27 protein-coding genes are annotated in these 23511 nt (G+C 72.4%); 14 read left to right on the plus strand and 13 right to left on the minus strand.

Annotated features, from left to right (window positions below; all coding sequences use genetic code 11):
• Window position 1: 1 nt before the first annotated feature.
• The 4 genes from ACZ52J_RS13670 to ACZ52J_RS13685 all read right to left on the minus strand — a co-directional run bounded on the left by ACZ52J_RS13670 (window position 2) and on the right by ACZ52J_RS13685 (window position 2073).
• The gene (locus tag ACZ52J_RS13670) at window positions 2-526 is read right to left on the minus strand and encodes a DUF6879 family protein (RefSeq protein WP_465618438.1); all 525 of its coding nucleotides are present in this window, start codon (window positions 524-526) and stop codon (window positions 2-4) included.
• Entirely contained in the window at window positions 498-761 is a 264-nt protein-coding gene (locus ACZ52J_RS13675; RefSeq protein ID WP_465618440.1) for a hypothetical protein, read from the minus strand. The genes ACZ52J_RS13670 and ACZ52J_RS13675 overlap by 29 nt, the downstream gene beginning before the upstream one ends.
• Window positions 762-1009: 248 nt before the next feature.
• Window positions 1010-1231, minus strand: a complete 222-nt coding sequence (locus ACZ52J_RS13680) for a DUF397 domain-containing protein (protein WP_465618442.1) — start codon at window positions 1229-1231, stop codon at window positions 1010-1012.
• Complete coding sequence (locus tag ACZ52J_RS13685) at window positions 1228-2073, minus strand: helix-turn-helix domain-containing protein (protein WP_465618444.1); 846 nt, start codon at window positions 2071-2073, stop codon at window positions 1228-1230. Before ACZ52J_RS13685 ends, ACZ52J_RS13680 begins: the two co-directional genes overlap by 4 nt.
• Window positions 2074-2379: 306 nt before the next feature.
• On the opposite strand from ACZ52J_RS13685, the gene ACZ52J_RS13690 reads away from it, so the two are divergent.
• From ACZ52J_RS13690 to ACZ52J_RS13700, 3 genes are all read left to right on the plus strand, one after another.
• Window positions 2380-2772 carry an ATP-binding protein gene (locus tag ACZ52J_RS13690; RefSeq protein ID WP_465618446.1) on the plus strand — a complete coding sequence of 131 codons (393 nt, stop codon included), beginning with the start codon at window positions 2380-2382 and terminating at the stop codon, window positions 2770-2772.
• On the plus strand, window positions 2769-3044 hold the full coding sequence (locus tag ACZ52J_RS13695) for a hypothetical protein (protein ID WP_465618448.1): 276 nt from the start codon (window positions 2769-2771) through the stop codon (window positions 3042-3044). Before ACZ52J_RS13690 ends, ACZ52J_RS13695 begins: the two co-directional genes overlap by 4 nt.
• A 251-nt stretch (window positions 3045-3295) precedes the next feature.
• Complete coding sequence (locus ACZ52J_RS13700; RefSeq protein WP_465618450.1) at window positions 3296-3748, plus strand: hypothetical protein; 453 nt, start codon at window positions 3296-3298, stop codon at window positions 3746-3748.
• Window positions 3749-3751: 3 nt separating this feature from the next.
• Here the strand turns inward: ACZ52J_RS13700 and ACZ52J_RS13705 are convergent, their stop codons facing one another.
• Together ACZ52J_RS13705 and ACZ52J_RS13710 are read right to left on the minus strand one after the other, a co-directional pair.
• On the minus strand, window positions 3752-4183 hold the full coding sequence (locus ACZ52J_RS13705; protein ID WP_465618452.1) for an SRPBCC family protein: 432 nt from the start codon (window positions 4181-4183) through the stop codon (window positions 3752-3754).
• Window positions 4184-4257: 74 nt separating this feature from the next.
• Window positions 4258-4740 (minus strand): SRPBCC family protein, encoded by a 483-nt coding sequence (locus ACZ52J_RS13710; protein ID WP_465618454.1) that lies wholly within the window; start codon window positions 4738-4740, stop codon window positions 4258-4260.
• Between the two features lie 63 nt (window positions 4741-4803).
• Here ACZ52J_RS13710 and ACZ52J_RS13715 point away from each other — a divergent pair, with 63 nt between their 5' ends.
• From ACZ52J_RS13715 to ACZ52J_RS13730, 4 genes are all read left to right on the plus strand, one after another.
• Window positions 4804-5397 carry a TetR family transcriptional regulator gene (locus ACZ52J_RS13715; RefSeq protein ID WP_465618456.1) on the plus strand — a complete coding sequence of 198 codons (594 nt, stop codon included), beginning with the start codon at window positions 4804-4806 and terminating at the stop codon, window positions 5395-5397.
• A 9-nt stretch (window positions 5398-5406) separates the two neighbouring features.
• Complete coding sequence (locus ACZ52J_RS13720; RefSeq protein WP_465618458.1) at window positions 5407-6027, plus strand: formylglycine-generating enzyme family protein; 621 nt, start codon at window positions 5407-5409, stop codon at window positions 6025-6027.
• Window positions 6028-6197: 170 nt separating this feature from the next.
• Window positions 6198-6371, plus strand: a complete 174-nt coding sequence (locus tag ACZ52J_RS13725) for a GNAT family N-acetyltransferase (protein ID WP_465618460.1) — start codon at window positions 6198-6200, stop codon at window positions 6369-6371.
• 36 nt (window positions 6372-6407) lie between these two features.
• Window positions 6408-6929, plus strand: coding sequence for a GNAT family N-acetyltransferase (locus ACZ52J_RS13730; protein ID WP_465618462.1), 522 nt, complete (start codon window positions 6408-6410; stop codon window positions 6927-6929).
• Here ACZ52J_RS13730 and ACZ52J_RS13735 read toward each other — a convergent pair.
• Window positions 6896-7855, minus strand: coding sequence for an aminoglycoside phosphotransferase family protein (locus ACZ52J_RS13735; protein ID WP_465618464.1), 960 nt, complete (start codon window positions 7853-7855; stop codon window positions 6896-6898). The two genes, ACZ52J_RS13730 and ACZ52J_RS13735, sit on opposite strands and share 34 nt — an antisense overlap.
• Window positions 7856-7898: 43 nt before the next feature.
• Window positions 7899-8447: a redox-sensitive transcriptional activator SoxR gene (soxR, locus tag ACZ52J_RS13740; RefSeq protein ID WP_465618466.1), complete on the minus strand. Its 549-nt coding sequence runs from the start codon at window positions 8445-8447 to the stop codon at window positions 7899-7901.
• Between the two features lie 57 nt (window positions 8448-8504).
• Between soxR and ACZ52J_RS13745 the strand changes: the two genes are divergently transcribed.
• Together ACZ52J_RS13745 and ACZ52J_RS13750 are read left to right on the plus strand one after the other, a co-directional pair.
• Window positions 8505-9254 carry a transketolase gene (locus tag ACZ52J_RS13745; RefSeq protein WP_465618468.1) on the plus strand — a complete coding sequence of 250 codons (750 nt, stop codon included), beginning with the start codon at window positions 8505-8507 and terminating at the stop codon, window positions 9252-9254.
• A gap of 97 nt (window positions 9255-9351) precedes the next feature.
• Window positions 9352-10245, plus strand: a complete 894-nt coding sequence (locus tag ACZ52J_RS13750; protein ID WP_465618470.1) for a transketolase family protein — start codon at window positions 9352-9354, stop codon at window positions 10243-10245.
• Window positions 10246-10312: 67 nt separating this feature from the next.
• On the opposite strand, the gene treZ is transcribed toward ACZ52J_RS13750, so the two are convergent.
• The 3 genes from treZ to glgX form a co-directional block, all read right to left on the minus strand.
• Window positions 10313-12226: a malto-oligosyltrehalose trehalohydrolase gene (treZ, locus tag ACZ52J_RS13755; protein WP_465618472.1), complete on the minus strand. Its 1914-nt coding sequence runs from the start codon at window positions 12224-12226 to the stop codon at window positions 10313-10315.
• Window positions 12226-14772: a malto-oligosyltrehalose synthase gene (treY, locus tag ACZ52J_RS13760; RefSeq protein WP_465618474.1), complete on the minus strand. Its 2547-nt coding sequence runs from the start codon at window positions 14770-14772 to the stop codon at window positions 12226-12228. Before treY ends, treZ begins: the two co-directional genes overlap by 1 nt.
• A gap of 129 nt (window positions 14773-14901) precedes the next feature.
• Window positions 14902-17127, minus strand: a complete 2226-nt coding sequence (gene glgX / locus ACZ52J_RS13765; protein WP_465618476.1) for a glycogen debranching protein GlgX — start codon at window positions 17125-17127, stop codon at window positions 14902-14904.
• A 418-nt stretch (window positions 17128-17545) separates the two neighbouring features.
• Between glgX and ACZ52J_RS13770 the strand changes: the two genes are divergently transcribed.
• The 4 genes from ACZ52J_RS13770 to ACZ52J_RS13785 all read left to right on the plus strand — a co-directional run bounded on the left by ACZ52J_RS13770 (window position 17546) and on the right by ACZ52J_RS13785 (window position 21067).
• Window positions 17546-18820 carry an SAV2148 family HEPN domain-containing protein gene (locus ACZ52J_RS13770; RefSeq protein WP_465618478.1) on the plus strand — a complete coding sequence of 425 codons (1275 nt, stop codon included), beginning with the start codon at window positions 17546-17548 and terminating at the stop codon, window positions 18818-18820.
• A gap of 116 nt (window positions 18821-18936) precedes the next feature.
• Window positions 18937-19869, plus strand: coding sequence for a GNAT family N-acetyltransferase (locus ACZ52J_RS13775; RefSeq protein ID WP_465618480.1), 933 nt, complete (start codon window positions 18937-18939; stop codon window positions 19867-19869).
• Window positions 19870-20180: 311 nt separating this feature from the next.
• The gene (locus ACZ52J_RS13780; protein WP_396287925.1) at window positions 20181-20354 is read left to right on the plus strand and encodes a hypothetical protein; all 174 of its coding nucleotides are present in this window, start codon (window positions 20181-20183) and stop codon (window positions 20352-20354) included.
• On the plus strand, window positions 20354-21067 hold the full coding sequence (locus ACZ52J_RS13785) for an exonuclease domain-containing protein (protein WP_465618781.1): 714 nt from the start codon (window positions 20354-20356) through the stop codon (window positions 21065-21067). Before ACZ52J_RS13780 ends, ACZ52J_RS13785 begins: the two co-directional genes overlap by 1 nt.
• Here the strand turns inward: ACZ52J_RS13785 and ACZ52J_RS13790 are convergent.
• A complete protein-coding gene (locus ACZ52J_RS13790) occupies window positions 21048-22058 on the minus strand; it encodes a S1 RNA-binding domain-containing protein (RefSeq protein WP_465618482.1) in 1011 nt (336 codons plus the stop codon). The genes ACZ52J_RS13785 and ACZ52J_RS13790 overlap by 20 nt on opposite strands.
• 54 nt (window positions 22059-22112) lie before the next feature.
• On the opposite strand from ACZ52J_RS13790, the gene ACZ52J_RS13795 reads away from it, so the two are divergent.
• Window positions 22113-22364, plus strand: a complete 252-nt coding sequence (locus ACZ52J_RS13795; protein ID WP_465618484.1) for a hypothetical protein — start codon at window positions 22113-22115, stop codon at window positions 22362-22364.
• A gap of 177 nt (window positions 22365-22541) precedes the next feature.
• On the opposite strand, the gene ACZ52J_RS13800 is transcribed toward ACZ52J_RS13795, so the two are convergent.
• Window positions 22542-23507, minus strand: coding sequence for a hypothetical protein (locus ACZ52J_RS13800; protein ID WP_465618486.1), 966 nt, complete (start codon window positions 23505-23507; stop codon window positions 22542-22544).
• Window positions 23508-23511: the final 4 nt, after the last annotated feature.

Raw genomic sequence — 23511 nt, forward strand, 5'->3', positions numbered from 1 at the left:
CTCAGACGGTGTACTTCTCGTGGTCGATGCCTCGCTCCCAGACGGACTCGAAGGCGGAGTCGCACAGCTGCGCGACGGCCGGGTCTGCCGCGTGCTGCGGGCCGAGGCCCGCCCCGAAGCTGTCGAAGAGGTTGAAGCGGACCAACTTCCGGTCGAACAGCCAGAAGTCGTTACCGGGGAGCGCGATGTCCGATGCCTGGCTTCGAGGCAGCCAGCGGACGAGTTCGCCGGCCGCCAGGTTCACGCTGGTGATGTGGTGCTCATAGCGGATGTAGTCACTCACGGGCTCCGAGACGATCCGGGCCCGCCGCACGACGACTCCGCGCGCAACCGAGCTGCGGATGGCCTCGGTCCAGTCCCGCCAGTACTCCGAGTCGGGGTCGGTGTCGACGGGCTCACCGCGCTGCCACCGGGTGAACTCAGAGGATTCCTCCGAGACTCCGTACTGGTCCCGCATCTCCAGATGAACTGCCGAGTGCTCGGTAGCGTTCAGCAGCTCAAAGAAGCTCGGCACCTTCTGCGACATCGCACGCCTTCCTCAGGACCGGCACAAGCCGTGCCGGGATTCGAATGACCGTCTCGTGAGTGGGAATTGCGTTGTCGTGGTCGGGCCCGTGCCCGGCCACCAGGACAGCGGCGATCAGCTCCGGGTCGGCCGTGTAGCTCTGCACGATCAGGTCGCCCTGCTCGTCGTCCACCCACACGGTGGGACTCTGGTCCTTGCCTGTCTCGGGGTCGATCCCCACGAACCGTACTGCCATGACCACCCCTCCTGACCTTGCATACTGTGGCGGTACCAATCCTGGTGGCCCGGAGGCCAGTTGTCAGGTGTTTGGGGAAGGCGGAAGTCGGTGCAGGGGAGCGCCGATGATTGCACTTCATGCGATGGAATCATCATCGGATGAACCTGCTGGGACCCAGCTGGACGCGCCTACTGTGCCGCCTCCGAGGCCGATGCGGGGTGATCCGGGCGGCCCCGCGTGGTGCGCGGGGCCGCCCGGGAGAAGCTTCAGAGGGTGGTGGGGAAGTCGTCGGAGCGGATGCCGGCGAGGAAGGACTGCCAGGCCTCGGGGGTGAAGGTGAGGGCCGGGCCGTGGGGGTCCTTGCTGTCGCGGACCGGGATGATGCCGGTGATGCCGTCGGCCACCTCGACGCAGTTGTCGTTCGGGTTGCTGGCAGTTGCCTTCTTCCACTGCACGGGGAGTGCGGAGGCGACAGGGAAGTGGGTCACTTGAGCGTGTCTCTCTTCTGTGTGATGAGGTTGCGCGACTCGTCGAGGGACAGGGCGGTTGCCATGATTTCGTCGAACGCCGCTCGATAGATATCGACTTGGTCCGGATCCTCCACCCAGTCACTGCTGAGCATTCCGCTGAGCAGAACCAAGTCGAGATCGCGTTGCCGAAACTCCAGGAGTGCGAACGGCCCGGTCATTCCGGGGTGCGGCGGAGCCATGGCCGGCATGATCTGGACCTTGATGTTGGGGAGTTGGCTGAACTGGAGCAGCTTGTCCAACTGGTCGGCCATCACGCCCGGGGCGGCAGTCATGGTCAGGGCTGCCTCATGGATCACGGCCCATAGCTTCAGCGGGTTCTCGGATCGAGTGAGGACGGACTGCCTGTTGATCCGGACTTCGACACGCTCTTCGACGCTGGGCTTGTTTATCACGCCACTGGCGATGATGGCGTGAGCGTACTGGCGGGTCTGAAGCAGTCCGGGGATGTAGGCGGACTCGTACGACTTGTTGCCTACCGCCGTCTCTTCGAGGCGGATCAGATCCGTGTAGAGCGGGTTCAGCTGCTCGTAGCCCGCCATCCAGCCGGGGCGGCGCTTGTCTCGGAGGATCTCGACGAGGACCTCCTTGAGCTCCTCGTCGCACTCGTAGAAGTCGAGCAACGCCCGGACGACATCGGGCTTCAGCTGGACGCGGGCGTTCTCGTACCTGCTGAGCTTCACCAGGTTGATGCCCTCGACCTGGGCGGCCACCTCCTCCGCTGAGAGGTTCTTCAGCTCGCGGAGTCTCCTCAGCTCGGCAGCGATGCGGCGGTATCGCACGGCTGGTACTGCGACTGCCATCTACGTAACCCCTCCAGAACGTTCAGGGACCAGTGTGCATGCGAGTGGTGACGGTTCGCCACCATCGACTGAAGCGCAGAGGGTGCACCTTGCCATCGAATCTGAAAGTTTTCATATTTCAACGGCATGCCTTGCGTCGAGCCTTCAATATGCTCCATGCTGTGAGTAACAGAGCGCTGGCTGTGTGTGACATGCATGGCGTATGGCTACGGCGCATTCTCATGGGCGCTTCGTGTCGGACGTGCACGGGCCGTCGAATCGGCCGCCCGGCCTTCTCCACTCATGTGCTTGGAAGGTGTCTTCGCCATGTCTCGAAAGACCTCCACCATCTGGCTGCCGCGCAGCCGCCGTGCTCCCGCCGAGGCCCGTCGCCGCCTCTTCGCTCTCCTCTCCTCCGTCCCGGACGGGGAGCGCTTCCAGGACTCCGGGCTGCTCGTCGTCTCGGAGCTGGTCACCAATGCCGTCCTGCACGGGACGCCGCCCGGCTACCTCATCTACCTCTCGCTCGACGTCGACTCGACCCGCCTCCGGATCGAGGTGCACGACGCCCGGCGGGACCGCGTGCCCGTCCTCTCCGCGCCCGGCCTCGCCTCCAAGGCCGGGCGCGGGCTGCACCTCGTGACGTCCGTCGCCAAGCGCTGGGGCTGCTGCCCGCGCAAGCCCAGGGGCAAGATCGTCTGGTGTGAGGTGGCCGCGTGAGGGCCGATCACGACATCGTCATCGACATCCCGGGTGTCAAGCTGCCGGTCGTCGTCACCCTCAGTGCCGACGCGTTGGAGAAGATCTGGGCCTCGATTTGCTTCGTCCCGATGCCCCGATCCCAGCACCACGCCCTGGAGCGCCGCCTCACCGGCCCCTGCGCCAAGCGCGACGTGATCCGGGACCTCGCCGCCGACCCCGTCCTCGTCCTCCCGGTCGGCGACCGCGAAGTCCGCATCCGCTGGGCGAACCCCTCCGGGGAGCCCGCGTGATCGACCGGATCCGGGACTGGTGGTTCCTGCACTGCTCCCGCAGTCGCCTTGCTCGACTCTTCCGCGCCGAACGGCGCCGCCTTGAGGCCGAGTTGGCGTGCTGGCTGCCCGAGGCATCGGCGGCCGTTCGGCGCCGTGTCCTGGCCGGGATCGCGGGCGAGCGGCGGCCACCGGGATAGTGGCGTCCCGGATGACCCCCTGCATGCTAGGTTCGAACACGTTCAAAAGTTCAGGTGCGTGCAGGGGGAGCCATGGATGCGGTGCCGCTGAGTGCCCGGTGGCTGTCCGCCCTTGGCGTCGTCGTGTTCCTGCTGCCGGTGGTCGCCATCGCGGACGGGTTCGGTACGGCCGGAGTGTTCCTGTACGCGGCCGGGCTGCTCTGCGTCGTCGCCTGTGCCGTGCCGCCCTTCTTCCGCGACCCGAAGCGTTTCCGGGTCGCTTGCGCGGCCGCCGGGATGGTCGTCGCGGCGGCGTCGATCCCTTCGGGTCTCGTCGGCATCCTGTTCGCGGTGGCGATCGAGAGCTGGCCCCTGTACCTGGCCTTCCTCGCTCTGCCGGTCACCGCGATCGCCGGCCTGGTCGCGGCCTTCCAGCGGGCCCGCGGCCGCGCCCGCGGTCGCCGGGCCGCTGTGGTTGCCTGGGGGTGCGCGGCGGCCGCGGTGGCCGGCTGGTCGTCCGTCGAGCTGTGGGCGCTCCCGATCTGAGGGTCAGCCCGCGAAGCGCTCGCGCAGGGCGGCGAGGCCGGACGCGAAGACGCCGTGCACCAGATCGCCCGACTCCTTCCGGTGCTCGGCCTCGACGTCGTACGCCGCGTTCCACTCCACGAAGCTGGCGCCCAGCTCGGTGACCGGGGTGACCCTGAGCGTCGCCCGGTAGCCGTCGAGGTGGAACGTCCCGTCGGGGAAGCTGTACGTGTAGCTGCGCGCGTCCTCGTCGTAGCCGAGCAGGGTCTCGCGCAGCACGGTGCCGTCGAGCTCGAACACCCGCACCGCGCCGATCGCGTTGCCCGCCAGCTCGTTGCCGAGGCTGCTCTCGGGCAGGTCCGGGTGCCAGCCGCCGAGGCCGTGGAAGCTCCCGACCAGCTCCCACACCCGCTCGGCCGGGGCCTCCACCACCGTGCTGACCTTCGTTTCCGCCATGGCCCGCTTCCCTCCTGACGTCCCGTCACTGACAGGCCCATCCTCGGGCGCGAGACAGCCCGGACGCCAGTGGTTCAGCGCTGCCGAAGTCGGCGCAGCAGGCGGACGTACGGGCTCCAGCGGGCGGGTCGGGCGAGGGTGCCGCCGCAGGCCCGCACGGCGTGGTCCAGGCTGTCCTCGATCAGGGCGTCGTGCAGCCGGCGGATCGCCAGGGGCCAGGTGAGCCTGCCGGGGCCGCTCAGTCGCATCGCGATGGTGTGCCGCAGCACGGCGGCCCCGCCCGCCGGGTGGACGGTGAACTCGTGGTAGCCGTCGAAGCCGCGCGGGCCGTCGAAGCGGAAGCGCACCCACCGGCCGGGCGCGTACCCGACGACGGTGTAGCGGATCGGGCCGTGCCCTCCGGCGGCGCCGACGGCGAGCGGGCCGTCGAGGCGCATCCGGGGCCAGGCGGACCCCGGCCAGAGCAGGTCGTCCGGGCCGGCGAGGCCGTCGATGAGGGCGCCGACGGTCTCCGCCGGTGCCGGGACGGTGCGTTCGTGGATGTTGAGCACGGCCATGCCGGGGCCTCCCCTGGTTTTGGATGACTCTCTCCAATTGAAATGGAGAGTACTCTCCACTACATGCCCAGGCCACCCCGCCACGACGAATCCGCCCTCCTCGACGCCGCCGTCCGACTCGCGGCCGCCGGCGGACCGGCCGCCGTCACGATGTCCGCCGTCGCCCGGGAGAGTGGTGCGCCCAACGGCTCCGTGTACCACCGCTTCCCTCAACGGGCGGCGCTGCTGGCCGAGTTGTGGCTGCGGACGGTGGCGGAGTTCCAGGCCGACTGCCTGCCCGCCTTCGACGCGCACCCCGAACCGCACCTGGCGGCGGGTACGGTCGCGCGGCAGGTCGTCGCCTGGTGCCGGGCCAACCGCGAGCGCGCCGTCGTGCTGCTGCACGGCGCGGAGGCCTTCGGCAAGGCCGAGTGGTCCGAGGAGCACTTGCGGCGCGAGCGGGAGGGCGGTCGGAGGGTGCTGGGGGCGCTCGCCGCGCTGGCCGGGCGGGCGGGTGCCACGACGGCCCTGGATGTCGACCGGGTCAGGCTCGCCGCCATCGGGCTCCCGCTCGCCGTGGTGCGCCACCCGCTGAACGTCGGGGCGCCGCTGCCGCCGCACGCGGAGGAACTCGCGGAGCGCGGCGCAGTCGATCTGCTGCGCGGAAGCAGGCCGTAGGATCGCCGGATGATCACCGTACCGTCCGGCCGGGTCACGCTCTCCGACCGCCGCACCCAGCGCAGTTGGGCCGTCGACGTGGCGTCATTCGAGCTTGCGGCCTGTCCGGTCACCCGTGAGCAGTACGAGGGCGTGGCCGGCGACCGCCGCCCCGCGCACAGCGTGTCGTGGCACGACGCCGTTCGCTACTGCAACGAGCTCTCCCGCCGCGAAGGCCTCACCCCCGCCTACCGGTCGGACGGCGAGGACGTGGTCTGGGACCACGCCGCCGACGGCTACCGGCTGCCCACCGAGGCCGAGTGGGAGCACGCCTGCCGGGCCGGTACGGACGGCCCGCGCTACGGCCCGCTGGACGAGATCGCCTGGCACCGCGCGAACTCCGGCGAGCGCCCGCACGCGGTGGGCGAACTCCTCCCGAACGCCTACGGGTTGTACGACCTTCTCGGCAACGTGTGGGAGTGGTGCTGGGACCTGTACGACCCCGAGGTGTACGGCAGCTACCGGGTCCTGCGCGGCGGCGGCTGGTTCGACGAGCACTGGAGCTGCCGCGCCTCCGTCCGCCGCCGCAGCCACCCGACGCTGGGGATCGACGACGTGGGATTCCGGATCGCCCGCTCGATCCGGACGTGATGCCAGGCGCAGTACAGGGAATTCCGGTGAGGGCTCGTCCCCGGCCGCCCCGTACTGGAACCTGGGCGCGCAGTTGCTGCCCGGGGCGCGCGGCCGGGGCATCGGCACCCGGGCCCATCGGCACCGGGGCCCATCGGCTGTTCGTCGACTACCTGTTCGCGCATTCGCCGGTGATACGGCTGGAGGCGGAGACCGAGTCCACCAACCGTGCCGAGCAGCGAGTGCTGGAAAAGGTCGGCTTCACCCGCGAGGGCGTGCAGCGGGCGCAGACCTTCCGCGACGGCGAATGGCGCGACGTGGTGCTCTACAGCCTGCTGCGCACCGACCCCCGGCCCGCGCTCTGAGGAACCGGCGTACGGGTGAGGGCCGTTGGGGTCGGTATGACCGACGAACCGATCGCCCTCAGCCCGATCGCCGAGACCGACCTTCCGCAGCTGGACGCGCTGGTCGCCGGGCCCGAACAGCTGGCGCCGTTCCAGTGGTTCGGCTGGCGTGACCCCGGCCGGTTCCGCCGGCTCTGGGCCGAGAACGGCCTGTTCTCCGACGAGCAGTCGGCGCTGGCGGTCCGGGCCGGGGGCGAGTTCGCGGGCTTCGTCTCCTGGCGCCGGGTGAACGCCGGGCCCAACACGTACTACTGGAACATCGGCATCCAGCTCCGCGCGGAGCTGTGCGGCCGGGGCATCGGCACCGAGGCCCAACGGCAGCTGGCACGGTACCTGTTCGCGCACACGACGGTGATGCGGCTGGAGGCGGACACCGAGGTCACCAACCGTGCCGAGCAGCGCGCCCTGGAGAAGGCCGGCTTCACCCGCGAGGGCGTGCGGCGCGGCGCCACCTTCCGGGACGGCGAGTGGCGGGACGGGGTCGTCTACAGCCTGCTGCGCACCGATCCGAAGCCCTGACCCACTCCGAACCATTCCTCGGCGAGGTCGTCCAGGGTGCTCGCCGCCGGCTTCAACTCCCGTAGGTACCACGGCAGATTGCTGTAGACGTGGAGCAGCGTGTACGCCATCAGCAGGCGGGGGTCGAAGGGGCGGCCGTACGCGGCCAGCAGTCGGCCCAGCAACCCCGGGTCGGCGCGGGTGGTGAAGAGGCCGACGGCGACGAGGTCGTAGGCCGGGTCGCCGATCATCGCGGGCTCGAAGTCGAACAGGCCGGTGAGGCGCCAGCCGGCGGCCGGGTCGGTGAGCAGGTGCTCGCGCATGAACTCGGTGTGCAGCAGGGCGCGCGCCGGGGAGGAGGGGGAGGGGAGCGGGGCGGTGGCGAGGAAGTCGGGGATCTGATCCAACCAGGCCTCGGGTAGGCCGCGTTGGCGCTGGCGGGCGACGGCTCCGGCGCGCTGGCGGTCCACGAAGGCGGGCCAGTCGCCGGGGCCGAGGACGTCGGCGAGCGGTTCGGGGTCGAGGGCGTGCAGGGCGGCGAGTGCCGCGCCGCAGTCGCGGGCGATCCGTTCGCGGTCGGGCTGCGGGATGCGCGGCCAGGCGGGTGCGAGGCCTTCGCCGGGCAGCCGGGACATCAGGATGTAGCGCCACCCGTTGACGTACTCGCCGGCCTCCCGGACCTCCGGCGTGGGGATCGGCAGCGCGCCGTGCAGCCGGCCGAGGACGCGTCCCTCGGTGATGCCGTCCTGGGCGCCGGAGGCCGGGAACAGCTTGAGGACGTGCTCGTCGCCGACCGCGTAGACCGGGACGGAACCCTCCGGGAAGCCTTCCAGCGGCAGGCCGCCCACGCCGAGCCGGGCGCACAGCGCCTCGGCGCCGGGGCGCATCACCGACTCGTCGGGGACGACCGCGTCCCGTTCCTCGTCCGTCAGTACCAGGGGCAGCACGGGCGCACCGTACGCAGACCGACGGCCGCGTCGCAAAGAGTTTTCACCGCTCCTCCCGGGGGCCGCCGCAGGCGTCGGCGGTCGGCGAGACCGGCTCGGGCCCGGCGGCCGGGTCGCGGGTGAGCAGGTAGCGAGCGCCGGGGCCGGTCTCTCCGGCGCGGTCGCCGGCGTTGTAGAGGGCGCAGCGGGACAGCGAGAGGCAGCCGCAGCCGATGCAGCCGGACAACTTGCCCTTCAGCCGTTCGAGTTCGGCGATCTGCTCGTCGATGCGGCTCTGCCAGGACTCGGCGACCCGGCCCCACTCGGCGCGGCTGGGCGCCGGGCGATCGGGGAGGCGGTCGAGGGCGACCCTCGCCTCGTCCAGGGAGAGGCCGACCCGCTGGGCGGCGCGGATGAACGCGATCCGGCGCAGGGTGGCGCGGGTGTAGCGGCGTTGACCGCCGGCGGTGCGGGTGGCGTGGATCAGGTCGAGGCTCTCGTAGTAGCGCAGCGCGGACGCGGCGAGGCCGCTGCGGTCGGCGAGTTGGCCGATGGTGAGCAGGTCGCTGTGGTGCGGACCGGGGGCGCGGCGGCCGTCGGGATGGGCGGTCATGGGAGCCCACTGTAGCCGCTTGACCTCAAGCTGGCTTTAAGTTGCACCATCGTGGTCATGACGACGAACGCAGTGATCAACGCACCCGCGGAAACCGTGACCGAGACCAAGGCCGAGGCTCTCCCCCAGGCCCGGTTCGAGGACCTGTCGGCCCTGATGGGCCTGATGACCGGCGACGAGAAGCACGGCCCGGCCGCCACCTCCACGCTGGACGCGCTCTGGGTGCTGTACGACCGGGTGCTGCGGGTCACCCCGGCCACCGCCGAGAAGCAGGACCGCGACCGCTTCCTGCTCTCCAAGGGCCACGGCCCGATGGCGTACTACGCGGTGCTGGCGGCCAAGGGCTTCATCGACCCCGAGGTGCTGCCGAGCTTCGGCGGCTACGACTCGCCGCTCGGCCACCACCCGGACCGCACGCTGATCCCCGGCGTGGAGATCGCCTCCGGTTCGCTCGGGCACGGCCTGCCGCTGGGCGTCGGTACGGCGCTCGGGCTGCGGGCGCAGGGCCTGGACGACCCGGCGGTGTGGGTGCTGGTCGGCGACGCCGAGTTCGACGAGGGCTCCAACCACGAGGCGGTCGCCTTCGCCGGGGCGTACGGGCTGGACCGGCTGCACGTGGTGGTGATCGACAACTCCTCGGCCACGCACGGCTGGCAGGGCGGCATCGCGCAGCGGTTCGCCTCCGAGGGCTGGTCGACCGCGACGGTGGACGGCCGCGACCACGAGGCGCTGTACCGGGCCTACACCGCCGAGCACCCGGGCCGCCCGCACGTGGTGGTCGCCCGGGTGGAGCCCAAGGGCTACTGAGCCCCCACCGGCGCCCACAGCCACCCCGTACTGCACGTGCGGCACGTACGTGCCGCACGCACGCCAAGACTGCAAGAACCCGAAGGGAACCCCACCGATGGACACCATGCGCGACCGCTTCGTCGACGTCACCACCCGCCTGCTGGACGAGGACCCCCGGCTGGCCGTGGTGCTCGCCGACATCACCGCGGCCGCCTTCACCCCGGCCCAGGAGCGCCACCCCGACCGGGTGGTCAACGTCGGCATCCGGGAACAGCTGCTGATCGGCGCCGCGGGCGGTCTGGCGCTCAGCGGGATGCGTCCCATCGCCCACACCTTCGCCAGCTTCCTGATCGAACGGCCCTTCGAGCAGGTCAAGTTGGACCTGACCCACCAGGGCGTCGGCGCCGTCCTGGTCAGCGCGGCCGGCTCCTACGACTGGCCGGCCGGCGGCCGTACCCACATGTCCCCGGGCGACGTCGCCCTGCTGGACACCTTGCCGGACTGGACCGTCCACGTCCCCGGCCACCCGGACGAGGCCGAGCAGCTGCTGCGGCACGCCTACGCGGACGGCGACCGCAACGTGTACGTCCGGCTCTCGGCGCACCAGAACGCGGCGCCGGTGGCGGTCGAGCCGGGCCGCTTCACCACCGTCCGCACCGGCTCGCGCGGTGTGGTGCTGGCCGTCGGGCCGATGCTGGACGCGGTGCTCGCGGCCACCGAGGGCCTGGACGTCACCGTGCTGTACGCGGCGACGGTGCGGCCCTTCGACGCCGCCGGGCTGCGTGCGGCGATCGGCGACCGGGCGGACGTGGTGCTGGTCGAGCCGTACCTGGCGGGCACCTCGGCGAACGAGGCGCACGAGGCGCTGGCCGACCGCCCGCACCGGGTGCTGGGCCTCGGCGTGCCGCGCGAGGAGCACCGGCACTACGGCTCGATCGCGGAGCACCTGGCCGCCTACGGCCTGGACGCGCCCGCGCTGCGGGAGCGGATCGGCACCTTCCTGGGGTGAGCCGGTCCCAGTCGGATCAGTCCGCGGATCAGCCGGTGAGTCGGTCCCTGTCGGATCAGTCGGCGGATCAGCCGGTCAGGACCACGGCCACCGCGTCCGGGCCGACCCGCACCGCCGAGCCGTCCAGCACCGCCGAGCCGTCCAGCACCGCCGCCCCGTCCAGCACCGCCGCCCCGACCCGCACCGCCGCGCCGTCCGGCGCCGCCGGGTCGCCGGGAACCGTTCGGCCGAAGGCCGCGACCACCTCGAGTCCGGCGGCCCCCAGGGGCAGCGCGGCCTCGGCCGGCCCGAGGTTGACCGCGATCCGGTACGGCCCGCGGTGTACCACCAGCCAGCCCGCCGCCTCGTCGAAGTCCACCCGGACCGTGCCGAGGTCGGGGTCGGCGAGCTCCGGGCGTTCGCGTCGCAGCCGGATCAACGTCCGGTACCAGATGAGCAGTTCGTTGTGCGGGGTGCGCCGGGGCTCGGTCCAGTCCAGGACGGAACGCAGGACGGTGGCGGGCTCCTGCGGGTCGGGGACGGCGTCGGCGGCCCAGCCGTGTTCGGCGAACTCCCGCCGCCGGCCCTGCCGGACGGCTTCGGCGAGGTCCGGGTCGGTGTGGTCGGTGAAGTACTGCCAGGGGGTGGCGGCGCCCCATTCCTCGCCCATGAACAGCATGGGGGTGAACGGCGAGGTGAGCACGAGCGCGGCGCCGCAGGCGAGCCGGCCGGGGGAGAGCGTGGTGGAGAGGCGGTCCCCGAGCGCCCGGTTGCCGATCTGGTCGTGGGTCTGCAGGTAGCCGAGCAGCCGGTGTCCCTCGCCCGCCGGGAACGGGCGTCCGTGGCTGCGGCCGCGGAAGGAGGACCAGGTGCCGTCGTGGAAGAAGCCCCGGGTGAGGGTTTTGGCGATGGCGGCGAGCGGTTCGCGCGCGAAGTCCCCGTAGTAGCCCTGGGATTCGCCGGTGAGCGCGCAGTGCAGGGCGTGGTGGAAGTCGTCGCTCCACTGGGCGCCGAGGCCCTGGCCGCCGGCCTCGCGCGGGGTGGTGGTGCGCGGGGTGTTGAGGTCGGACTCGGCGATCAGGAACAGCGGGCGGTTCGTCGCGACCGCCAACTTCTGGACCTCGTACGAGAGTTCTTCGAGGAAGTGGACCGCGCGGTCGTCCGCGAGGGCGTGCACGGCGTCCAGCCGCAGGCCGTCGATGCGGTAGTCGCGCAGCCAGGCCAGCGCGCTGCCGATCAGGTACGCGCGGACTTCGTCCGAGCCGGGCGCGTCCAGGTTCACCGCGGAGCCCCACGGGGTGTGGTGCCGGTCGGTGAAGTACGGCCCGAAGGACGGCAGGTAGTTGCCGGACGGGCCGAGGTGGTTGTGGACGACGTCCAGCACCACACCGAGGCCCTTGCGGTGGGCGGTGTCGACGAAGCGCTTGAGCCCCTCGGGGCCGCCGTAGGGCTCGTGGACGGCCCAGAGCGAGACCCCGTCGTAGCCCCAGCCGTGCTTGCCGGGGAACGGGCAGACCGGCATCAGCTCGACGAAGTCGACGCCCAACTCGACGAGGTGGTCCAGGTGTTCGGCGGCGGCGTCGAAGGTGCCGCGCGCGGTGAAGGTGCCGATGTGCAGCTCGTACAGCACCGCTCCGGGCAGTGCGCGGCCGCGCCAGCCGGTCCGGGACCAGCGGAACGCGGCGTGGTCCACCGGCCGGCTCGGGCCGTCCGGGCCGTGCGGCTGCCACGCCGAACGGGGGTCGGGCAGCGGCGGGCCGCCGTCGAGGCGGAAGGCGTAGTCGCCCGCCGGGGCCTCGCCGGACCACCAGCCGTCACGGTCGGTGCAGCGGTCCAACTCGTGCGGCACGCCGTCGACTTCGACGCGGACGCGGGAAGCGGCGTTGGGCGCCCATACCTCGTACGCCCGCACCTCCTCGACCCGCACCACGTCGACCCGATCCTCCTTGGCCGGCACCTCCTTGGCCTGTGCCTTGTCGGCCCGCGCCTCGTTGGCCGGCATCAGCCCCTCCTCGTCAGCAGCGCCACCGGCAGGGCCGCCAGCAGCTCGGCGACCGGCACCGGGCCCGCCGGGAAGCTCCGCAGCGTCAGCTCGTCCGTCCACGGTCCGCCCGGTGGCAGCTCCAGCACGGTGTCCCGCCAGCCGCCCGCCCGCTCCAGCCCGTACGGCAGCCGGGTGACGGCGGTGACCACGTCGTTCCCGCGGGCGAAGGCCAGCAGGTGGTCGCTGGAGAGGCCCACGCCGGGCAGCGGCCGGTACGGGCCGAGCGGGCGGGAGCGGCGCAGGTGCAGTGCGCGGGTGGTGAGGTGCAGCTTCTCGCGGGCGAGGTCGCCGGGGCGCGCCGTGGCCGAGTCGGTGAGCCGGACGGCGAGCGCGCCGAGGTCCACCACGCCCCGGTTGTCCGGGTCCACCAGGGTGTACAGCGGCTCCTCGCTGCCCTGGTAGAGGTCGGGTACGCCCGGCACGGTGAGGTGGAGGAGGGCGGCGGCGAGGGTGTTGGAGCGGGCGTACGGGGCGAGGGCGTGCACCGTGCCCTCGATCCGGGGGAGCAGCCCGGGGTTGCCGAAGACGGCGCGGGCCCGCTCCTCCAGCGCCCGCTCGTAGCGCGGGTCGGGCTCGGTCCAGGAGGTGTGCAGCTTGGCTTCGCGGACCGCTTTGAGCAGGGCGGCGACCAGCCGGTCCGGGGTGATCGGCCAGGCGGCGACCAGGGTGTGCCAGAGCAGCCAGTCGGCGTCGCGGTCGAGGCCGGCAGCGCCGGGCCCGACAGCCGGGAGCCCGGCTGCGGTGGACCAGGCGGCGGCCTCGGCGGCCCACGCCTCCGGCTGCTCGGCGAGGACGGCGAGCCGGGCACGGGCGTCGGCGCTGCGCTTGGTGTCGTGGGTGGAGAGCACGGTCATGCCGTGCGGCCAGTCACGCTCCTGCCGGCGGCACCAGTCGTGGAAGTCCGCCGGGCGCAGCCCGGGCCGGGCGGGATCGCCGCCGACCTCGTTGAGACCGGGCAGCGCGTTCCAGCGGTAGAAGGCGGTGTCCTCGACGCCCTTGGCGGCCACCGCCGCGGCGGTCTGGGCGAAGCGCACGCAGAACTCGTCGTGGTCCGCGCCGCGCCCCAGCTCGCCGAGCGCCAGTGCGGCCACCAGCCGGTCGGTGGGGTCGGCGGAGCCGTCCAGGGCCGCCCGCAGCTGCTGCGCCGAGGCGGTGGGCACCTGTTCGCCGGGCCGGGCGTACGGCCGGTAGGCGGGGTAGCCGGTGAGCAGCCGCCCGAGCGAGGCGCGCAGCTGCCAGGGTGAGTGGTCGGCGTGCGCGGGCTCGGCGGCGCCGATCCGCAGGGCGATCCGCACCAGCCGCTCGACCTCGGCGGCGAGCTCGCCGTCCGGTCGGGTCATGTCGGCCCGCCCGCGCCGGGCGGCGGCGATCGCCGGGTGCGGGTCCTCGCACAGGTCCCGGGCGGGGCCGCCGTGCGGGGAGGGGTCGCGCAGGAACGACTCGTAGGCCCCGGCCAGCCGGCAGGCGCCCGCGTGGTCGGTGAGCACGCCGTCGATGCGGCGCAGCGCGTCGTAGCCGGTGGTGCCGGCGACCGGCCAGTCCTCGGGCAGCCGCTCCTCGCCGGTGAGGATCTTCTCGACCACGACGTACGCCCCGCCGGTGGCGCCCGTCGCCCCGCCGGTGGCGCCCGTCGCCCCGCCGGTGGCCCCCGCCCGGCTGGTGGCCGCTGCGAGGCGGTGCAGGTAGCCGCGCGGGTCGGCGAGCCCGTCCGGGTGGTCGATCCGGAAGCCGGCCAGGACGCCGTCGGCGTGCAGGCCCAGCAGCACGGCATGGGTGGCGGCGAACACCTCGGGGTCCTCGACGCGGAGGGCGATCAGCTCGTTGACGGTGAAGAAGCGCCGGTAGTTGAGTTCGGTGCGGGCCAGGCGCCACCAGGCGAGCCGGTACCACTGGCGGGCGAGCAGCTCGGGCAGCGGCAGGGCCTCGGTGCCGGGGCGCAGCGGCAGCTCGTGCCGGTGGTAGCGCAGGGTCTCGCCGTCGACGGTGAGCTGGTCCAGGACGGTGCCGAGCCGGTCGCCGAGCAGGGGCAGCAGGACCCGGCCGCGCCCGGGGGCGTCGGTGGGGCCGGGCTGGGCGGTCCAGTCGATGTCGAACCAGCGGGCGTACGGCGAGTCGGGCCCGTCGCGCAGCACCTGCCAGAGCGGGCGGTTGAGCCGCTCCGGGACGGGCACGGCCATGTGGTTGGGCACCACGTCGGCGATCAGGCGCAGTCCGTGTCGGTGCGCTTCGGCGGCCAGTGCGCGCAGCGCGGCCTCGCCGCCGAGCTGCTCGCTGATCCGGGTGTGGTCGACGGTGTCGTAGCCGTGGGTGGAGCCGGGGGCGGCTTCCAGCAGCGGGGAGAGGTGCAGGTGGGAGACGCCGAGGGCGGCCAGGTAGGGGACGGCGGCGGTGGCGTCGTGGAGGGTGAAGCCGGGCTGGAGCTGGAGGCGGTAGCTGGCGGTGGGCGTGCCGCCGGGAGGGGTGGCGGCCGGGCGGGACTGCGCGGGCTCGGCGGCGGAGGTCATAGCTCCATAGGTACCCGGGGGAGCCCGCCGCCAAGACCCGCTGCTGACCCGAACAGGTGACCACCGCCGTTCGCGGACGGTGACCGTCACCGTCGCGGAGGGGCGACCGCCGCCGTTCGGGGAGTCTCGCTACGCCGGCCGCTGCAGCACCATCAGTGAGCGGTCGATGAGCCACAGCGTGTCGCCCGCCTTGACGCGCGCCCCCGTGCCCGGGGCGGGCAGCCGGGCCTGCGCGGTGTCGACCACGAGCTGCCACTCCTGCCCGTGGTCGGCGGGCACGGTGAACTCCAGCGGCTCGAAGTGGGCGTTGAACATCAGCAGGAAGGAGTCGTCGACGATGCGCCCACCGCGCCGGTCCGGCTCGGAGATCGCGTAGCCGTTGAGGAAGACGGTCAGCGACTTGGCGTAGCTGGCGCCCCAGTTGCGCTTGGTCATCTCCTCGCCGGTCGGGGTGAACCAGGCGATGTCCGTGAGGTCGTCGAAGCCGCCGGAAGCCGGCGCCCCCGCACCGGGCCGCCCGGACCTCGAGGGCCCGGAGCCCGGCCGCTCGGCCCCTGACAGCCCGGCCCCCGACGGCCCGGACACCGACGACGGCCCCGACACCGGCCGCCCGTGGAAGAACCGCCGCCGCCGGAACACCGGGTGGTCGCGGCGCAGCCAGATCATCCCCTGGGTGAACTCCAGCAGCCGTGCCTGCGGCCCGTCGTCCTCGGGCCAGTGCACCCAGCTGAGCTCGTTGTCCTGGCAGTAGGTGTTGTTGTTGCCCAGCTGGGTGCGGCCGAGTTCGTCGCCGTGGGAGAGCATCGGCACGCCCTGGGAGAGCATCAGGGTGGCGATGAAGTTGCGCTGCTGGCGTGCGCGCAGTTCCTCGACGGCCGGGTCGGTGGTGGGGCCCTCGACGCCGCAGTTCCAGGAGCGGTTGAAGGATTCGCCGTCGCGGTTGTCCTCGCCGTTGGCCTGGTTGCGCTTGTCGTTGTAGGAGACGAGGTCGCGCAGGGTGAAGCCGTCGTGGCAGGTGACGAAGTTGATGGAGGCGATCGGGCGGCGGCCGTCGTCCTGGTAGAGGTCGGAGGAGCCGGTGAGCCGGGAGCCGAACTCGGCGAGGGTGGCGTTCTCGCCGCGCCACAGGTCGCGCACGGTGTCCCGGTACATGCCGTTCCACTCCGTCCACAGCGGCGGGAAGTTGCCGACCTGGTAGCCGCCCTCGCCGAGGTCCCAGGGCTCGGCGATGAGCTTGGCCTGGGAGACCACCGGGTCCTGCTGGACCAGGTCGAAGAACGAGGAGAGCCGGTCGACCTCGTGGAACTGCCGGGCGAGGGTGGCGGCGAGGTCGAATCTGAAGCCGTCCACGTGCATCTCGGTGACCCAGTAGCGCAGCGAGTCCATGATCAGCTGGAGCACGTGCGGGCTGCGCATCAGCAGGCTGTTGCCGGTGCCGGTGGTGTCCTCGTAGAAGCGCTGGTCCTGGGCGAGGCGGTAGTAGGAGACGTTGTCCAGGCCGCGCAGCGAGAGCGTCGGGCCGAGGTGGTTGCCCTCGGCGGTGTGGTTGTAGACGACGTCCAGGATCACCTCGATCCCGGCCGCGTGCAGGGCCTTGACCATCGACTTGAACTCCTGCACCTGCTGGCCGCGGTCGCCGGTGGAGGAGTAGGAGGAGTGCGGGGCGAAGAAGCCGATGGTGTTGTAGCCCCAGTAGTTGGCCAGGCCGAGGTCGCGCAGCCGGTGGTCGCGGACGAACTGGTGCACCGGCATCAGCTCGATCGCGGTGACGCCGAGCTTGGCCAGGTGCTCGATCACCGCCGGGTGGGCCAGGCCCGCGTAGGTGCCGCGGATCTCCTCGGGGATGCCCGGGTGCAGCCGGGTGAGGCCCTTGACGTGGGCCTCGTAGATGACGGTGCGGTGGTAGTCGGTGCGCGGCGGGCGGTCGGTGCCCCAGTCGAAGTACGGGTTGATCACCACCGAGTGCATGGTGTGCGGGGCGGAGTCGAGGTCGTTGCGGCGCTCGGGTGCGCCGAAGTGGTAGCCGTAGACCGACTCGTCCCAGTCGATGTTCCCGCTCATCGCCTTGGCGTACGGGTCCAGGAGCAGCTTGGCGCTGTTGTGCCGCTGGCCGAGGCCCGGGTTGTACGGGCCGTGCACGCGGAAGCCGTAGCGCTGGCCGGGCTGGATGCCCGGGAGGTAGGCGTGCCGGACGAAGGCGTCCGTCTCGCGCAGTTCGACGGCGGTCTCGGAGCCGTCCTCGTCGAGCAGGCACAGCTCGATGCGGTCGGCGCTCTCGGAGAACACGGCGAAGTTGGTGCCGGCCCCGTCGTAGGTGGCGCCGAGCGGGTAGGGCGTACCAGGCCAGACCTGCATGACTCCTCAACTTCCTTGCTGCCTATGGAAACTGACATGTGGTCCGACAATAAGTCCGACGGACTGCCCGGACTCGGACGCTCTCCTGCCCGGCCGGGCGGCCGGGCATGTGCGGTGCTCGTGCGCCGTGACGCACGGCACAGCCCGCATACTTCCCGAGCCCTTCCCCGGGGGCCGGGAGAACCGGCCCGGGTTGGTCCGAACGAGTGTCCGGCGGGCATTCCTGTGAAGAGTGGTGCGGGTGGTGCGGACCAGTGGTGCGGGCGGAGCCCTCGAGCATCCGGCTGCGGTCGGCTCGCGGCGGGCAGTACCCTTGATCGTCCGGCCGCCCCGGCCGACCCGGCGCACTGCCGACGGACAGTCAGCGGACAGTCGACGGACCCGGGGCAGAACGAGCAGCAACCAGATGAGGTGGCGCATGGTGTTCCCCGCCGGCGGCCGTGGCCCCGGGCCCGACGGCCCCCACCGGGTCGGGGCCCGCAGCGAGGCGCCCACGGTGGTCATGCGCCCCACCCTGACCGGCCGCGCGCTGGTCCCCGCCCAGAGCGGCCCCGTCGAGATACCCGCACTGGCCTGGTCCGCCGCCGAATGGGAGGACGCCTACCAGCGGGTGCGGCTGTCCGGCCGCGCCTACGTCTGGCTCAACCTGGTCGAACAGCGGCTGCGCTCCCTGGTGGACGAAGTCCTGCACCCCATCTACGCCCCCGCCCACGGCGAGGACTGGGTCACCGCCGCCGCCGGACCGGCCGGCGAGGAATGGGCACACCGGGCCGGGGCCGTGCGCGAGGTCAGCCGCCGCAAGGGCTACCTGCTCGACCCGGCCGACGACGACCCGCTGGTCTTCCTCACCCTGCCCCAGCTGCGCGAGCTGATGGTCCAGCACTGGCCCTGCTTCGAGCCGTACCTCGCCGACCGCCGCGAGATCGAACTCGCCCTGGACGAGCTGGAAGTGGCCCGGCACGTGGTCTCCCGCAACCGGGTGCTCACCCAGACCGTCCTGGCCCAGACCGAGCGGGCCGCCGCCCGGCTGCTGGCCGTCCTGGACGGCGGCGCGGGCGGGGTGCCCGCCGACGTCGTGGAGTCCCTGGTGGCCGGCCGGTACGCGGACGTGGTCGCGGTGCACGCCGACCGCGTCCGGCTGCAGCGCGACCTTCCGGTGGAGGACCTCCTGGACGGTGCCCGACGACTCGACGCGCTCGGCATCGGCCTCGGCATGCTCTGTCAGAACTACACCGGCAAGCGCCTGGTGCGGCTGGCCGGGGAGGGCTGCCGGGTCCGGCTGCTCTTCCTCAACCCGGCGAGCAGCGCGGTACGCCGCCGTGAACGCGAACTCGGCCTCGGGCGCAACGAGTTGTCCCGCTCGATCGAGATGAACATCATGCACGTACGGCGGGTCCGGGCCCGGCTGCGCGACCAGGGCGGCTTCGAGATCCGGGTCTTCGACGAGACCCCGCGCTTCACCGCCTACCTGGTCGAGGGCCCCCGGACCACCGGCCAGGCCGGCGGCCGCCGACAGGGCCGCGACCTCGGCGTCATCCAGCCCTACCTGCGCCGCGCCCGCGGCATGGAGTCCCCGGCGCTGGTACTGCGCGGCGGCGCCGGTCAGCAGCCCGGCGGCACCGAGCCGGGACTGCTGGAGGTCTACCGCGAGGAGTTCGAAGGGGTCTGGGCGGACTCCCGGCCCGTGTCGTGAGGCCCACGCCGTGAGGCCCACGCCGTGAGGCCCACGCCGTGAGGCCCACGCCGTGAGGCCCACGCCGTGAGATAACCGCTGGTCCACGGGGTGCGGTGGCTGCCAGACTGCGGGCCGTGAACAGCCTTCCCGCGTGGACCCTGGAACCCGCCGCGTTCGACGACCTCGAACGCATCACCGACCTCAAGGACCAGGTCATGCGCGCCGACCTGGAACGCCTCGGCCGCTGGGACCCGGACCGCTCCCGCCGGCGGGTGGCGGACTCCTTCTCCACCAGGTGGACGTCCGTGCTGCTGGTCGAGGGCGCCTTCGCCGGCTCCGTCACCGTCCGCCCCGACGAGCAGGGCGGGCGCCACCTGGAACTGTTCTACCTGGCCCCGCACCTCCAGGGCCGCGGCCTCGGCACCGCCGTGCTGCGCCGGCTCCTCGCCGAGGCCGACGCCGCCGGAGAGCCGGTGCGCCTCGTCGTCCTGCGGGGCAGCGCCGCCCAGCGGCTGTACGAGCGGCACGGCTTCACCGTCGTCCACGAGGACCCGATCGACGTCCACATGCACCGCCCGGCCCCCGAACCCACCCCCGCGACCACCCCGGAGCAGGCGCGCACCCGGCTCCAGAACTGGGCAGCCCTCTGGAGCACCGGTGCCGCCACCGGCCGCACCGTGATCGACGCGGCCTGTGAGGCCCTGGTCGTCGGACTCGACGGCCCGGCCCTGCGCGAGCTGGCCGCCTGCGAGTACGCCGACGCCGTCACCGACCTGGACGCGCTGTTGCCCCCGGCGCTGGCCGAACAGGGCCTGGACTTCCACCCCAACGGGAGCCGCTCCGCCGACGAGGCCGCGCTGCGGGCGCTCGCCGCGCGCTGCCTGGACGGGGAGCTGACGCCCCGGGAGCTGACCCGCGTCGTGCACCAGCGCTGGGGGCACCAGCTCGACGAGTCCGACCCGCTCTCGTGCCTCGACGACGAGTACGACATGCTCGACTACGGCACGCGCACTCGGGAGGACCTGGACGCCGACGTCCTCGCCGAGGCCCGCCGCCTGAGGCAGTAACGATTCGTCGGCGACCGGCCTCAGGCCTCCGTAGGCCGGACGGCTGGCGGCCGGTAGTCATCCGAGATGCCCACGGCCCGGCGCCCTCGCTGGCGCGTCTCCGATCGTCCGCAGCGGGTGGGACTCGTCCGGCCGGTGAGGGGGCACCCGGGCAGGTTCGGGGCAGTGCTCATGGGTGGCTCCTGCGTTCGGGCCCGAGGAGCAGCCCGGGCCCGCCGGGCAGGGGGAGCGGGCGGCCCGTGGGTCGGGTTGTCGGTGGGTCGGGTGATGATAGGGGCTGTTTCGAGCGGTAGGACGGAAGGACACACCTGATGAGCTGGTGGCAGCAGCCACTGGTCGGCTTCGACCTGGAGACCACGGGCACCGACCCGGCCGTGGAGCGCATCGTCACGGCCGCGCTCGTGGACACGGTCGGGGCCGCTCGGGTGTCTCATGGCGAGGCACGGCGCCGGCCGGCAGCCCACGCCGGAACGAGGGCCGCGTGATGAGCTGGATCAGTGGGCCGTTGGTGGCCTTCGACCTGGAGACCACGGGCACCGACGTCGAGACCGACCGCATCGTGACGGCGGCGGTCGTGCGCCTGGATTCGGCCGGGGCCGTCTCGGCCGAGCGGACCTGGCTGCTGAATCCCGGGGTAGCCATACCCGAGCAGGCATCGGCGATCCATGGCATCTCGACGGAACACGCCCGCGAGCACGGGGTGCCGGCTGCTTCGGCCATCGAGGAGATCGTGCAGGTCGTCGTCGAGGGGCTGCGCACGGGGACGCCTCTGGTGGTGATGAACGCACGCTACGACCTGTCACTGCTGGACCGCGAGTGTCGGCGGCACGGGGTCGAGTCGATCAGTGCGCGGCTGGGTGGTGTGCCTTCGCCCGTCATCGATCCGCTGGTGATCGACAAGCACATCGACAAGTACCGGAAGGGCAAGCGGGCCCTCCACGCGTTGTGTGCGCACTACGGGGTGTCGCTCGATGACGCGCACAACGCGAGGGCCGATGCCGTGGCCGCCGCCCGCGTGGTGCGGCGCATGGGTGAGAAGCACCAGCCCGTGGGCCTGATGCCGCTGGCGGATCTGCATGACCTTCAGGTGCGTGCGGCGGCTGAGCAGTCGGTCTCCCTCCAGGCCTATCTGCGGCGTACCGCGGATCCGACGGCAGTCGTCGAGCCGGCCTGGCCGCTCATTCCCCGGAGTCGGTGACCGCGCCGGTCACCGTCCGGCCGACCTGCCGTGCGAACGGCGACATCGGGTCCTCCTGCAAGGCCTTCAGGGACAGCGGCACGCGCTCGCGCACCAGGTCGACGTCGAGGATCTGGGCCGAGATCTCCTGGCCGACGGCGACGACCTCGGAGGGGTGATCGAAACGGTGCCAGGACAGCTCGGGAATGTTGATCATCGCGGTGAAGCCGCCGATGTCCACGAAGGTCACCCCGAAGTCGGCGATCTTGATGACCGTGCCGGTGACGATCTGCCCGCGGCGGAGAGTCCTCAGAAAGGCCCAGTCCCGATCGCTCCGGGTCGGCTCGGTCCTCCACCGGGCGCGCAGGACGCCGTCGCTGTCGGGCAGGACCGCGGTGAACAGCGGGTGGCGTTCGTCGAGGGCCAAGGGCAGGGCCATCGCGGCACGGGCGCCTGCCACCCGGGCGGCCAGTTCCCGGTACTCGGACTCGTCGGCCATCGTGCCGGAGATGGCTCCGTTCTCGTCCTCCCAGACGAACTCCACCGAACCCCGGTCGGGAAGCGCGGCAAGGACCGCGTCGACATCGGTGGACAGGTCCGGCCAGACGGTCAACCGGGCACGAGGGGTGAGCCGGGCGCGTACCGCATCGAGGGTGCCCTCGGTGAGGCGGTGCCAGCGGGAGGCATTGTGGAGGTACCCCTCCTCCAGTACCGCTGCCTGCCGCATGGCGACGGACCAGCCGAGACGGGCCCAGAAGTCCTCGTCGGCGGGACGTTGCACGCCGGGCTCGTCGACGTCCGCGTCATAGGGCGAGGCCTCCAGCCGCTCCGGGAAGAGACCGAGAGCCCGGGTGCGGGCAACGGCGCGCTCGCAGGACGTGTCGCTGCTGACGTAGACGTACTGGTCCCAACCGACGTGCACGACGAACCTGTCCTCCACCTCCAGACGGCACCAGGCGCCGTTGTCGCGGAGCATGGCCCTGACCAGCTCCAGGCCGAGGGAGACGGGCACCTCGGCACCGTCGTGGAACCCGCTGAGGTCGGGCGGGAAGAGCCCGGCGAGACCATGGCCGTCGACCGCCGGCTCCAGGCCGAAGTGGGCAAGGCCGGAGATCTCCGGCTCACGAATGGCCAGTCGGTCGATGCCGGTGTCCTCGGCGAAGGCGGCAATCGCTTGCAGATAGGCGGCCTCGACCGGTCCGTGGTCGCTGGTCGAGTCCTCGGTGCCGGTGTAGCTGCCGTGCTCGTCGCGGTCGGCAGGGTCGTACTTGGTGATCTGGTGGACGAAAGGCGGCGCGTGGCTCCCCGTGGTCGTTGACGATGCTGGCTCAGCGGCCGATCTCGTGATCGGGAGCGTAGGGCGGGATGGGCCGGCGCATCGCTGCCTCGAGGATGGTCATCGCGATCACCTTCTGCAAGCGGGATACCGAGCCGCATCGCCGCCGCAGTCGCCGCTGCCGGGAGCCGCCCCCGGACCCGGCCCGGCCTGACGGCCCTACTGCAGGTCCAGGCCCACCGGGTGCGTGAGGTCCGTCGGGCAGATGAAGACGTGCAGTTCTCCGAACCGTCCGACGGACACGTCCGGCGCCAAGCCGCTGTCCACGGTGAGCAGGTGGACCATCCGCGCGCCGCAGCCGCAGTCGATCGGGACCAGGTCGGTGGAGTGCCAGGACGGCCAGCCGCCGACCTTCCAGCCCTCCGCGCAGGACAGGAAGCGGTGGTACTCGATGCCGTGCCGCTGCGCGAACTCCTCGGCGGCGTCGTGGAGTTCGCTGGGCAGCTCGTCCTGGTCGGGCAGGTCCCGGACCTGCTCGGGGCGCAGCGCGCACGGGGTCGGCAGGTACGTCTTGTCGCTGCGCCGGGGTGCCGGGGGTGTGGCCGGGGCGAGGTCGGCGGCGCGCTGCCAGTGGAGTTCGACGTTCGGGCCGTAGTAGTAGCGCGTGTTCGGGAGGTCGTCGTGGTCGTTGGGGCACCAGATCACCTGGAGCCGGTCGGTGCCGTCCGGCCAGGGCAGGTGCGGGGCGTCCTCGGCCCGGAGGTGGACGAGCGGCACCATGGCCGTTCCGGCGGCCGGCCGCTCGGGGACCATGCGGTGGGTGCGCCAGTTGACCAGGTCGAGGGAGCGGCCGTCGCCCATGATCCGGCGCTGCTCGGCGGCTTCGGCCGAGGTGAAGACGTGCGCGGGGCCGCCGGCCCGGGTGCGCTCGCGCACCGCGCGGTCGATGTCCTCCCAGATCGCGCGGTCGGCGGCGGAGACGTCCTGGTACTCGTCCTCCAGGTGCCCGGCGGTGCAGTGCGGCCAGGGTTCGTCGGCCGGCCAGAGCGCGGGGCCGCCGATCCGGCTCGCCTGCGGGTCGGGCGTCGCGGCGTACGGGTGGAGCAGGGTGGCGGGCCGCAGGTACGGGGCCAGTCCCGGTACGGCGGCGACGAGTTCGGCGGGGGTCGGGCGGGTGTCGGTCACGCCG

It is taken from the genome of Kitasatospora sp. NPDC034035, from assembly GCF_055575755.1.